The sequence below is a fragment of the Helicobacter pullorum genome (assembly GCF_900638355.1).
Lineage (GTDB): Bacteria > Campylobacterota > Campylobacteria > Campylobacterales > Helicobacteraceae > Helicobacter_D > Helicobacter_D pullorum.
In genome coordinates, this window is sequence record NZ_LR134509.1 from 1476617 (window position 1) to 1488805 (window position 12189).

The window sequence follows — 12189 nt, forward strand, 5'->3', positions numbered from 1 at the left end:
TTTAAAATAATCTGAAAAATATTCATTTGAAATGCCACCAATATCAACTATTTCGGTGTTTGTAATCCTCATAAGAATAACTCTTAAAAATCTGAAATTTTCCTTCTTTGTCAATCATACCGATACTTGGCAAAGGGATTCCATTAAAGGTATTATTTTTGACAATTGTATAATGCACCATATCTTCAAAAATGATTCTATCTCCTATTTTGAGAGGCTCTCTAAAACTATAATCCCCTATAATATCTCCTGCCAAACAAGTAGGACCGCCAAAACGATAAGAATATTTTTTTTCACCCTTTAGCTTCAAATGTCCATTTTTTTGCACCACTTTTACTCCATAGCTATTTCTTACCATCGGGCGATAAGGCATCTCAAGACAATCTGGCATATGTGCTGCAGCACTCACATCCAAAATTGCAATATCCACTCCATTATGGACAATATCTATTACACTCCCTATCAAAAACCCGCACTGCCACCCTACTGCTTCACCCGGCTCCAAATAAACTTCTGTGTGGAATTTATCCTTAAAATTTTTAATAATCTTAACCAAAAGTTCTCTATCATAATCTTTCCGTGTAATATGATGTCCTCCACCAAAATTAATCCATTGCATTTGCGGGATATAATCTCCAAAATGCTTGATAAAATGCTTCAAAGTTCGCTTGAGTGCATCGCTATTTTGCTCACAATGTGTATGAAAATGCAATCCACTAATCCCCTCCAAACCATATTTCTTTACACCTTTTTTAAACTCTTTTGGCGGAATCCCAAGCCTTGATCCTTCAATGCAAGGATTATAAATTTCTGGTGTAACCTCACTATAAAGAGGATTCACCCTCAATCCAACTTCAATTTTGCTTTCACGCATTTTATTAGCTTCATCAATCATATGTTTAAAAGTCTGCCACTGCACAAAAGAATTAAAAATAATATGATTAGAAATCTTCACCAGCTCTTGCATTTCTTCTTTTTTATAAGAAGGGCTAAAGGTTGTAATTTCTCCGCCAAAAGTTTCATACCCAAGCTTAGCTTCATACAATCCACTTGCAGTAACACCGCTTAGATATTTCTTAGCAATCTCAAAACTTCTCCAAAGTGCGTAACCCTTGAGTGCTAGCAAAATCTTTGCTCCACTTTGCTTTTGAATAGAATCTAAAATTTCTAGATTCTTAATAAACTTTTCTTCTTCTAACACATAACAAGGGCTTGGAATCTCTTTAAAATTCTTAGGATAATGTTTAGTTAGCATTAATTTCTCCAAATCATTTTATGATACAAATTTTATCAAATCCTCACTTGTATAAATATTTTTGTTTAAATTTTTTAATCCCGTTTTAAAAACCTCTAATGCCACTTTTGCATCTTCTAAAGCACGATGCAAAGGACTATGATTGATACTAAGAAATCCATTTAGAAATTCCAAAGAATAACGAGGGGCTTGAAATGTTTTTTGTGCAAGCTTAATCGTGCAAAGAGAGGGATTATAAAGATACCCAAAACCATAATGATGAAGTGAATTGCTCAAAAAACCATAATCAAATCCTACATTATGTGCTACAAAAACACAATCCCCCAAAAAAATCCTAAAAGATTCCAAAACCTGATGAATAGGTGGGGCATTCCTCAACATCTCTGTGGTAATATTTGTAATTTTTGTAATATATTCTGGAATCTCTTCGCAAAAGACAAAACTTTGGAATTCTTTTTGCACCATACCATTTTGGTACAAAATAGCTCCAATCTCTATTGGCTGGTGCAAAAAAGGATTATGTCCATTTGTTTCAATATCTACAATACAAAATCTTTGCTCTTTTATGGGAGTAAGAGTAGTTTGCAAATAAACCTTATTGTGTGCAAATATCAAAGGGATTCCAGAAGACTTAATAATCTCTAATTCACTCTCTCTATCGCCAAATAATCCCCCTACTTCATCTAATAACAACCAAAATTCATTCTGACTAAGCGGGCGTTTTTTAAGCTTAGAAATAATTTTATCATAGCGGTGTGGCATCTCATTCCCAAAAATCAAAATCTATCATTAATGTATATAGAATATTAACCTTTTGAATCTTAAAGTTTTTCAAGATATTATTTTATTTGATAACTCAAAATTACTAAATTCAAGGCTCAAAATGACAAAAAATAAAATCATTTTATTTGACTTAGATGGGACTTTGATTGATTCTACAGAAGCCGTTTATGAAGGATTCTGCGAAGCTTTTAAGCACCACAACAAAGAAATTCCACACAAAGAATCTGTCAGCACACTCATCGGACATACACTTGAAGATATGTTTCACTCACTAGGCATACCAAAAAATGAATGCGAAAAATATATCAATATCTACAAAGAACATTATAGGAAAATTTGTAACAAAAAAACCACTTTGCTAAAAAATGCCAAAGAATCTATTTTGAAAGCCGATGAATTTGCGTATTTGGGAATTGTTACAACAAAAACCGGCTTATATTCCAAAGCGTTGCTAGAACACTTTAATGTGTTACAATATTTCCAATGTGTGATAGGTAGAGAAAATGTAACATATGCTAAGCCTCATAAAGAACCCATCTTAAAAGCTTTAGAATCTTTCCCAAAAAACATTGCAAAGCAAGATATATTTATGATTGGGGACACTCCATTAGATATTCTAGCAGCAGATAATGCAGAAATAAAATCTTTTGGAGTATTAAGTGGTTATTCATCTTTGGAATTGTTACAAAAATATACAAATAATCTTGCAAAAGATTCTTTAGACGCAGTTTGCAAAATACAGTATTTATAGCTATTTCAATCCATTTTTTAGGGAATTTCAGCATAATGCCATAGAAAGCAAAATTTATTTATTGCCAAAAAAGAAAAATATTTTTTTACCATTATTGTTTAGAACAAGTCATTTTTAAGTGCTGTTTTTTTATAATTAGAAGTGCAATAAAATTTTAGGAGATAATATGCTTGAGATTAGATGGCATAGCCGTGCAGGGCAAGGCGCAGTAACAGGTGCCAAAGGTTTAGCAGATGTGGTTGCAGGAACAGGCAAAGAAGTTCAAGCCTTTGCTTTCTATGGTTCAGCAAAAAGAGGTGCAGCAATGACTGCATATAACCGCATTGATGAACAGCCCATTTTAAATCACGAAAAATTTATGATTCCAGATTATGTTTTGGTGATTGATCCGGGGTTGGTTTATATTACTGATATTTGTGCTAATGAAAAATCTGACACAAAATACATTATTACCACACATCTTAGCAAAGAGGAATTTCTTAAAACAAAGCCAGAGCTTCAAAACAAAGAGGTTTATACCCTAGATTGTATCGGACTTTCTTTAGAAGCTTTTGGTAAATCTATTCCCAATGCACCAATGCTTGGAGCATTTTTAAAAATTTCTCAAATTCTTGATTTAGATTTCTTCTTAGAATCTTTCAAAAAAGTCTTAGGCAAAAAACTTCCCCAAAAAATCATTGATGCAAATATGGAAGTTATCAAAAAAGCTTACAATGAAGTGAAATAGGAGTAGAAATGGAATATAAAGGTTGGAATGAATTTGAAATAGGTTCTGTATTATTTCCTTTTGAAAAAAAGGGTGATGAAATTGTGCAAGAACATGCAGACAAAAGAGAATATCGCCCAGATAGCTCTTATAAAGCAAGCGTAGCTCATTGGAGAGTTGAAAAACCAGTTTATAATAATCAACATTGTATTAATTGTTATTTCTGTTGGGTTTATTGCCCTGATTCCTCTATTCTTGTTCGTGATGAGAAAATGACAGGGGTTGATTATGTGCATTGTAAAGGCTGTGGAGTATGCGTAGATGTCTGCCCTACAAATCCAAAATCACTTTTAATGTTCAATGACTATGAAAGCAATGAAGTGGCACTCTCAAAATGGCCCGCAAAAGAAGAAAAGAAAAAGGATTAAAGATGGCAGAAATTTATGAATTACAAGAAGTAGAAGTATGGGATGGGAATATGGCGGCAAGCCATGCTATGCGACAAGCACAAATTGATGTTGTTTCAGCCTATCCAATTACCCCTTCAACTCCCATAGTCCAAAATTATGCAAGTTTTTTGGCAAATGGATACATTGATGGGGAATTTGTAATGGTTGAATCTGAACATGCCGCTATGAGTGGCTGTGTTGGGGCAGCAGCAGCTGGAGGGCGAGTAGCTACTGCGACAAGTTCTCAAGGCTTTGCCCTTATGGTAGAGGTGCTTTATCAAGCCTCTGGTATGCGTTTGCCTATTGTCCTAAATGTCGTCAATCGTGCTTTGGCAAGCCCATTAAATGTAAATGGCGATCATTCAGATATGTATTTAGGGCGAGATGCAGGCTGGATTAATCTCTGCACTTACAATCCACAAGAAGCTTATGATTTTAATCTAATGGCTTTTAAAATAGCAGAAGATTATGATGTAAGACTTCCTGTAATGGTGCATCAAGATGGTTTTATCTGTTCTCATACTGCACAAAGTGTGCGTCCTCTCAAAGATGATATTGCCTATAAATTCATCGGAGATTACAAGCCCAAAAATGCAATGCTTGATTTTAGCAAACCTGCAACTTATGGTGCTCAAACAGAAGAAGATTGGCATTTTGAACACAAAGCACAACTCCACAATGCCATAATGAATTCAATGCCAATCATTGAACGCACTTTCAAAGAATTTGAAGCATTAACCGGCAGAAAATACAATGTTGTAGAACAATACGATACTCAAGATGCAGAAGTTATTATCGTCGCTTTGGGGACAACTGTAGAATCCGCTAGAATCGCAGCCAAAAAAGCTAGAGAAAATGGAATCAAAGCAGGAGTAGTTAGTATTCGCGTATTACGCCCATTCCCTTATGAAGCCTTAGGGGAAGCACTAAAAAACTGCAAAGCTGTCGCATTTTTGGATAGAAGCCTGCCAGCAGGTGCTATGGGAATGCTCTTTAATGAAGGGGTTGCAGCACTCTATGCAATGGCAAATAAACCTATTGTTAGCAATTATATTTATGGGCTTGGCGGTAGAGATTTGACACAAAACCATTTACAAGAGATTTTCAAAGAATTAGATGCTGATTGCAAAGCAGGAAAACTTACCCACAAAACACAACAATTCATTGGACTTCGTGGTCCAAAATTGGGCTATATCTAAGGAGGGAATTATGAGTGAAATCAAAAATCTAAAACAATTTTCAAAAGCGGCAGAGAGATTTGAAGGTGCAAATTTATTATGCCCCGGTTGTGCGCATGGTATCATTGTAAGAGAAGTTTTAAACGCCACAGATTACCCATTACTGATAGCCACTTCAACAGGTTGTTTAGAGGTAAGCACTGCTGTTTATCCTTATACTTCTTGGGATGTTCCTTGGATTCATATTGGTTTTGAAAATAGCTCTACTGCTATTGCTGGTGCTGAAGCAATGTATAAAGCACTCAAACGCAAAGGACGCCTTTATAGCGACAAAGAGCCAAAATTTGTAGCCTTTGGTGGAGATGGCTCTACCTATGATATTGGATTTCAATTTATTAGTGGCTGTTTTGAGAGAGGGCACAACTTCACTTATGTGTGCTTAGATAATGAAGTTTATGCAAACACCGGAGGTCAAAGAAGTGGCTCTACTCCCCTTGGTGCTTCTACCACAACAACACCGGCAGGACGCGTAAGCTATGGTAAAAAAGACAAGAAAAAAGACTTGCTTTCTATTATGGCAGCCCATGGCTCACCCTATGTTGCACAAGTCGCTCCAAACAAATGGAAGGATATGAGTAAAAAAATCAAAACCGCCATTGAAACAGAAGGTCCAACTTTCATCAATGCTATGAGTGCCTGCACAACAGAATGGAGATTCCCCTCTAATCAAACTATTGAAATGAGCGATTTGGCTGTGGATTCCCTTGTATTTCCACTTTATGAAATTATTAATGGAAGAGAGCTAAGAATTACCTATCGCCCCAAAAATGTTATCCCTGTTCGTGATTATTTGGGTGCTCAAGCAAGATTTAAGCACCTCTTTAAGCCCGAAAACGAACACATTATAGAACAATGGCAAAAAGATGTGGATGCGTATTGGGAATATCTCCAAAGAAGAGAAGAGGCAAAAATTTAGCCCTCTTTTCTCACTCTTTTTAAGCAATCACAAACAATCTTAAAATCCTTATTTTCAAATATTTACCTTATTTTTACTGACTTTATGCCATAATATGATTTATAATCATTATTTTGGAGTATCACAATGTGTGGAATCGTCGGTTACATAGGCAATAATGAAAAAAAACAAATCCTTCTAAATGGGCTAAAAGAATTAGAATACAGAGGCTATGATAGTGCAGGGATTGCGGTATTAGCCAATAATCAAATCCAAACTTTCAAATCCGTGGGGAAAATTGCCAATCTTGAAGAAAAATGCAAAGACTTCTCTTCACAAGGCTTTGGACTAGGCATAGGGCATACACGTTGGGCTACCCATGGCAAACCCACAGAGGCAAACGCCCACCCACATTTTGCAGAATTTAGCAATGTCGTGCATAATGGCATTATCGAAAATTACGCCCAAATCAAGCAAGCCCTTCAAGACAAAGGACATCAATTCATTAGCCAAACCGATACTGAAGTGATCGTGCATTTGTTTGAAGAGAATCTCAAAACACACAAAACCCCAATAGAAGCTTTCACGCACACTATAGAATCTCTCCATGGCGCGTATGCAATCTTGCTTATTACCAAAGCTGATGAAAATGCGATATTCTATGCCAAAAAGGGCTCGCCACTCATCATCGCCAAAGGCAGTGATGGTGTGTATTTTGCCAGCTCGGACGCCCCGCTTGTAGGGCTTGCAAATAAAGTGCATTATGTAGAAGATGGCACGATTGGGCGTATGGATATCCAAAGCTTTGAATCTCTGCCCAACATCAGAGAACTCACCATTACCAAATCGTATGCGCAAAAAGATGGTTATCGATTTTTTATGGAAAAAGAAATCTATGAGCAGCACAAAGTCCTGCTAGAAACGATGATGGGACGCGTGAGTGATGAGTTTATCGGATTTGAAGAAGTGGGGGGTGAGTTTTTTGATGGTATTGAAGAAATCACGATTTGTGCGTGTGGGACAAGCTACCACGCAGGACTTAGCGCCAAATATCTCCTAGAGCGACTAGCCAAAGTCCGCACCAATGTCGTGTTTGCTAGTGAGTTTCGCTATGCACAGCCTGTAATGCACAAAAATGAGCTTTTTGTATGTATCTCCCAAAGTGGTGAAACCGCCGATACACTCGAAGCCCTCAAACTTGCTAAAACCAATGGACTAAAAACACTTGCTATCTGCAATGTCGATAATAGCTCCATAGTGCGTGAATCTGATAGGACAATCCTCACGCGTGCAGGGATAGAAAAGGGTGTAGCAAGCACCAAGGCTTTCGCCACGCAAGTAATGGTGCTTTGGATTTTGAGTGTGTATTTGGGACATTTACGCGGACATATTCGCACACAGGAGCTCAAACACCATGCCAAAACAATGCTTAATGCCACCAAGCTTACAGAGGTAGATTCTCAACTCCACGATAGACTGAAGCGACTTTCTAAGCGGTATTTGCACGGGCATGGATTTTTCTTTATCGGGCGAGATATTTTCTATCCTCTTGCACTAGAGGGCGCACTCAAACTCAAAGAGATTAGTTATCTCCACGCTGAAGGCTACCCAAGCGGTGAGATGAAGCACGGACCTATTGCCCTAGCTGATGCCGAGCTATTTTGTCTGGCACTCTTACCCAAACACCTGCTATTTGACAAAATCAAAAGCAATGTCCAAGAGCTAGGTGCGCGTGATACGACAATTTGTGCGATTTGTAGTGAAGAGATACAAGAAGCCGATGATATGGTGTATATCCCTAAGTGTAACGAGTATATGGAGGAATTTTATGCGATGATGGTAGTATTACAACTCCTAGCCCTAGAAATCGCTACCAAGCTAGGCAATGATGTGGATATGCCAAGAAACCTTGCCAAAAGTGTAACAGTAGAATAAATGCAAGAAATTCTTGCAAGATTCTACGCCAAACTACATTGTTTTTAATGCAGTTTCAATCCTATTAAACCCCTCATCTATCTCTTCTTTTGTGATAGTCAAAGAAGGCAAGAATCTCGCAGTATTTTTGCCACTTTTTAGAACCAAAACTCCATTTTCATAAGCTTTTTGCAAAAAATGCGTCAATGTATCCAAATCCCTTACTCGCAAACCTCGCATAAGCCCAAGCCCTATTTCTTCTATAAAAATCTCTGGATAGCTTTTTTGCAATGCTTGAAGTTTTTGACTAAAATAAAGGATAGTTTCATCCAATCTTCCGCTTTGTTTTTCTTCTTTTAGAATCTCCAAAACCTCCAAAGCAGCCCTTGTTGAAAGAAAATTTCCCCCAAAGGTGCTTCCATGATCTCCGGGAGCAAAAATATCTTTAAGCCTTGTCATAACTGCACCTATAGGGACTCCACCTGCTAAACCTTTAGCAGTTGTAATCACATCAGGCGTGATTTCATAGCATTGAGATGCAAAAAGCTCTCCACTGCGATAAATTCCGGTTTGCACTTCATCAATCATAAGCAAAATATTTTTTTCTTCGAGTAATTTAGCCAGAGCTTGAATTTCACTTCTATCAAAAGGGGTAATGCCGCCCTCCCCCTGCACAAGCTCCAAAAGCACCGCACAAGTTACATCGCTAATTTTATTTGGAATATCTTGAATATCTTTAGCATAGACAAAGCCATCAGGAAAAGGTCCAAAATAATGGTGCATTTTACTTTGGGCAGTAGCTTTTAATGTGCTAATAGTGCGTCCATGGAAAGAAGAATCCAAAGTAATAATTTGATAGCGTTTAACTTCGCCATCTACTTCGCCAAATTTTCTTGCTATTTTAATAGCACCCTCATTAGCCTCCGCTCCAGAATTTGCAAAAAACACTCGCATATCATAGCCACTTTGCAAAACCAATTCTCTAGCCAATTTCGCTTGTGGCTCAATCAAATAAAGATTAGAAGTATGGATTAGCTCCCTTGCTTGCTTACAAATTGCATTTGCCAATCTCTCATTACCATGCCCTACACTACAAACCGCAATTCCAGCACCAAAATCGATATAATCTCGCCCACTATCATCAAAAAGCTTCGCTCCACTTCCACGCACAAAATGCGTATAATTACGCCCATAAGTATGCAAAACATAATCCAAATCCATTTGCTTTAAATCTGTAGCTACCATCAATTCACCTTTTAATTTTTTAACATTTTACAAAAAAATCAATAAAAATGGTTTTTAAAACAACCAACAAAAAAGACAATTTTTACAATTCCTTTACAATAAAGCGTTATAATTTTAAGCAAATTTATCCTAAGGAATGCAAAATGAAAAATAGGAGAATCAAAGAAGCGGATTTTATTTTTTCTTTAATGTGTGAATTATTGCAAGAAGTTGCACCAGAAATCAAAGAGGATTTTATCTCCCTCAAAGAAGATACGACAATAGACTATCAACTAAAAAGAAAATTATTAGATTCTTTAGAATCCAAAGACATCTCAAAACTCATCAAAGCTTTTACTCTTTATTATTTGCTACTCAATATCATTGATGAACGATATTTTATTAGCCTAAACTCCAAAGCACACATCAAACCTACCCTAGAAGAGCTAAAATCCCAACAATACGATGAAGAAGATATTAAAAATGTCCTAAGAAAAATCAAATTTTATCCTGTTTTTACTGCACACCCCACAGAATCCCTACGCCGCACTTTCTTAGAAAGTTATCATGAAATGTATGATGACCTGAATTGCTGGTTTCAATTCCAAGACAATAACGCCAAAGAACATTTAAAATACCGCTTAAATCTATTATGGTATAGCCATATTGTGCGAAGTGAAAAAATCGAAGTCCTTTTTGAATTAGACAATCTATTGTATTTTATGGAAAGCTCGATTCTACAAAGCGGAGTGAATGTTTTAGAAGAAGTGCAAAACACCTTGCAAATTCCGCTCAAAAAATCGCCCATTAGACTAGGCAGCTGGATAGGGGGAGATAGAGATGGGAATCCCTATGTAACCAATGGCGTTATGATCGAAGTCATGAAGCGTCAGCACCAAACAATCATAGAACATTATCTCAAACAAATTGACAAGCTAAGCCGAGAATTATCTATCGCACAAGAATACTCACAGCCCACACAAGAACTACTTGACAGCCTAGAGAGAGAGAAAGATTATCTTGATGATATGGCAAAAAAACTCTTTTTGCAAGAACCTTTTAGGGCAAAACTCACTTGTATGCGTCAAAAATTACAAAATCGCATCTTAGCTTTGAATCTCCCACAATCCGCACTTTATGAAAACAAACCCTATATGTATGAAAACTCAAAAGAGTTTATAAAAGACATTGATATGATGATTGAATCTTTAGACAAACGCAGCGGAATCTATCTAAGAAAGCTAAAAAATCTCGTGCTTTTAGCCGGTTTTCATCTTATGCAGCTTGATTTTAGACAACATCGCGATGTATTTTGGAGAGCCCTAACAGAAATTTTTGCACTTCTTGGCTACACTCAAGGGGATTTTTCATTGCTCCCACCAAAAGAACAAACAGAAATTCTAAACACCGCCTTAAATGCACCGCTTTTGGATTTGAATATTCTTTATGGCAAACTTAGCAAAGAATCTCAAGAACTGCTTATGGCATTTATCAACTTCAAATGGGCAAAAGAAAGAATTAGCGACAATATTATTGATTCTTGTATTATTTCTATGTGCCAAAGCTCTAATGATTTGCTTTGTGTATTGTGGTTTGCCAAACAATCTGGACTTTGGCGAGAGGGCAAAAAAACAAGAATCTCTATTTCACCATTATTTGAAACCATCGGAGATTTAGAAAACGCCCCCACTATTTTGCGTGAATTATGTGCAAATCCTCAATATGTAGAATACCTACAATCCCGCAAAAACAACCAAGAAATTATGATAGGGTATTCAGATTCTAGCAAAGATGGCGGAATTTTTACCAGCAATTACTCTTTGCGAAAAGCAATTAACAATCTAATCATCTTAGAATCCGAATTAAAAATTAAATTTAGATTATTCCATGGGCGTGGAGGAAGTGTCAGTCGCGGCGGTGGTGCATTAGAAGATGCTCTACTTTCCTCACCAGATAATAGCGTAGCAGGATTTTTAAAAACCACAGAACAAGGCGAGGTAATTAGCGAAAAATATCTTAATCCCAAAAAGGCAGAATACAGCTTCTCAAGTGCTTTAGCCACACTTCTTAAAAAATCCGTTTATGACAAATACGGAATCAACCAACAAATCTGCAATAGAGATTTTGAAACCATTATGCAAAAAGTGAGTGAAGAATCTTTCAAGGCTTATCGCAAACTTGTTTATGAAACAGAAGGTTTCATCGAATACTTCAAATCCGCCACCCCTATTGAATTTATCCAACAATTAAATATCGGTTCTCGCCCCTCAAAGCGAAAAAATACTCAAAATGTAGAAGATTTGCGTGCGATTCCTTGGGTTTTTGCTTGGACGCAAAACCGCTCAATTATTCCTGCTTGGTATGGGCTTGGTAGCGGATTAGAGGAAGCAAGCAAAATTTGTGATAAGGCAATTTTGCAAGAATGCTACACAAAAGATTTATTTTTTAAAACAACCATTGACAATATTTCACAAGCTTTTTTAAAAGTGGATTTAGAAATCGCACGGCATTATAATGCTTTTGTGGAGGATGTTTCCCTAAGAGAAAAAATTTGGAATATGATTGAGAGTGAATACAATCTAACGCTAAAATGGCTACTTTATGTCCGACAAGAAAAAGAGCTTTTAACTTCTGAAAAATGTATCCAAGAATCTATTTTGCTTAGAAAATCTTTCTTGACTACTCTTAGCTTTTTTCAATTTTATTTAATGGAGCAATACAAAAAAGCCACTTATGAAGAACAACGACAACGCATAGCCAAACAAATCATTACAACTATCGTTGGAATCGCACAAGGGATTAGAAACACAGGCTAAATATGATAGATATAATTCATCAAGAATCAAGATTCCAAACTCTAAAGATTCTTGATTCAACCCCCAAATCCTAGAATCAAACCTCTACACTGATTCATTACTGCTTGTTAGTTATAGTAGTTTATATTGAATGTTAATTGCATTAATTATCAGCTATT

At 36.6% G+C, this 12189-nt stretch carries 10 protein-coding genes; 7 read left to right on the forward strand and 3 right to left on the reverse strand.

The window, feature by feature from the left end; genetic code table 11:
* Nucleotides 1-43 precede the first annotated feature (43 nt).
* The gene (gene nspC, locus EL247_RS07200) at nt 44-1255 is read right to left on the reverse strand and encodes a carboxynorspermidine decarboxylase (RefSeq protein ID WP_126442141.1); all 1212 of its coding nucleotides are present in this window, start codon (nt 1253-1255) and stop codon (nt 44-46) included.
* Nucleotides 1256-1273: 18 nt separating this feature from the next.
* Complete coding sequence (locus EL247_RS07205; RefSeq protein ID WP_054195082.1) at nt 1274-2017, reverse strand: 3'-5' exonuclease; 744 nt, start codon at nt 2015-2017, stop codon at nt 1274-1276.
* Between the two features lie 121 nt (nt 2018-2138).
* On the opposite strand from EL247_RS07205, the gene EL247_RS07210 reads away from it, so the two are divergent.
* The 6 genes from EL247_RS07210 (at nt 2139) to glmS (ending at nt 8012) form a co-directional block, all read left to right on the forward strand.
* Nucleotides 2139-2789 carry an HAD family hydrolase gene (locus EL247_RS07210; protein WP_104745439.1) on the forward strand — a complete coding sequence of 217 codons (651 nt, stop codon included), beginning with the start codon at nt 2139-2141 and terminating at the stop codon, nt 2787-2789.
* Nucleotides 2790-2955: 166 nt separating this feature from the next.
* The gene (locus EL247_RS07215; RefSeq protein ID WP_060661245.1) at nt 2956-3516 is read left to right on the forward strand and encodes a pyruvate flavodoxin oxidoreductase subunit gamma; all 561 of its coding nucleotides are present in this window, start codon (nt 2956-2958) and stop codon (nt 3514-3516) included.
* An 8-nt stretch (nt 3517-3524) separates the two neighbouring features.
* On the forward strand, nt 3525-3923 hold the full coding sequence (locus EL247_RS07220; RefSeq protein WP_005021296.1) for a 4Fe-4S dicluster-binding protein: 399 nt from the start codon (nt 3525-3527) through the stop codon (nt 3921-3923).
* Between the two features lie 2 nt (nt 3924-3925).
* Nucleotides 3926-5143, forward strand: coding sequence for a 2-oxoacid:ferredoxin oxidoreductase subunit alpha (locus tag EL247_RS07225; protein WP_005021297.1), 1218 nt, complete (start codon nt 3926-3928; stop codon nt 5141-5143).
* Between the two features lie 10 nt (nt 5144-5153).
* Nucleotides 5154-6098: a thiamine pyrophosphate-dependent enzyme gene (locus tag EL247_RS07230; RefSeq protein ID WP_005021298.1), complete on the forward strand. Its 945-nt coding sequence runs from the start codon at nt 5154-5156 to the stop codon at nt 6096-6098.
* A gap of 126 nt (nt 6099-6224) precedes the next feature.
* Nucleotides 6225-8012 (forward strand): glutamine--fructose-6-phosphate transaminase (isomerizing), encoded by a 1788-nt coding sequence (gene glmS / locus EL247_RS07235; RefSeq protein ID WP_104745440.1) that lies wholly within the window; start codon nt 6225-6227, stop codon nt 8010-8012.
* A 33-nt stretch (nt 8013-8045) separates the two neighbouring features.
* Here glmS and EL247_RS07240 read toward each other — a convergent pair whose 3' ends face one another.
* On the reverse strand, nt 8046-9236 hold the full coding sequence (locus EL247_RS07240) for an aspartate aminotransferase family protein (RefSeq protein WP_104745441.1): 1191 nt from the start codon (nt 9234-9236) through the stop codon (nt 8046-8048).
* A 143-nt stretch (nt 9237-9379) separates the two neighbouring features.
* Between EL247_RS07240 and EL247_RS07245 the strand changes: the two genes are divergently transcribed.
* Nucleotides 9380-12031: a phosphoenolpyruvate carboxylase gene (locus EL247_RS07245; RefSeq protein WP_104745442.1), complete on the forward strand. Its 2652-nt coding sequence runs from the start codon at nt 9380-9382 to the stop codon at nt 12029-12031.
* The last annotated feature ends 158 nt before the right edge of the window (nt 12032-12189 follow it).

Bases quoted from the DNA above. Each gene is read 5' to 3' on its own strand.
- EL247_RS07230 (WP_005021298.1), top strand. From the start codon at position 5,154: ATGAGTGAAATCAAAAATCTAAAACAATTTTCAAAAGCGGCAGAGAGA.
- EL247_RS07245 (WP_104745442.1), top strand. From the start codon at position 9,380: ATGAAAAATAGGAGAATCAAAGAAGCGGATTTTATTTTTTCTTTAATG.
- EL247_RS07205 (WP_054195082.1), bottom strand. From the start codon at position 2,017: ATGCCACACCGCTATGATAAAATTATTTCTAAGCTTAAAAAACGCCCG.
- EL247_RS07215 (WP_060661245.1), top strand. From the start codon at position 2,956: ATGCTTGAGATTAGATGGCATAGCCGTGCAGGGCAAGGCGCAGTAACA.
- EL247_RS07240 (WP_104745441.1), bottom strand. From the start codon at position 9,236: ATGGTAGCTACAGATTTAAAGCAAATGGATTTGGATTATGTTTTGCAT.
- EL247_RS07220 (WP_005021296.1), top strand. From the start codon at position 3,525: ATGGAATATAAAGGTTGGAATGAATTTGAAATAGGTTCTGTATTATTT.
- EL247_RS07210 (WP_104745439.1), top strand. From the start codon at position 2,139: ATGACAAAAAATAAAATCATTTTATTTGACTTAGATGGGACTTTGATT.
- EL247_RS07225 (WP_005021297.1), top strand. From the start codon at position 3,926: ATGGCAGAAATTTATGAATTACAAGAAGTAGAAGTATGGGATGGGAAT.
- nspC (WP_126442141.1), bottom strand. From the start codon at position 1,255: ATGCTAACTAAACATTATCCTAAGAATTTTAAAGAGATTCCAAGCCCT.
- glmS (WP_104745440.1), top strand. From the start codon at position 6,225: ATGTGTGGAATCGTCGGTTACATAGGCAATAATGAAAAAAAACAAATC.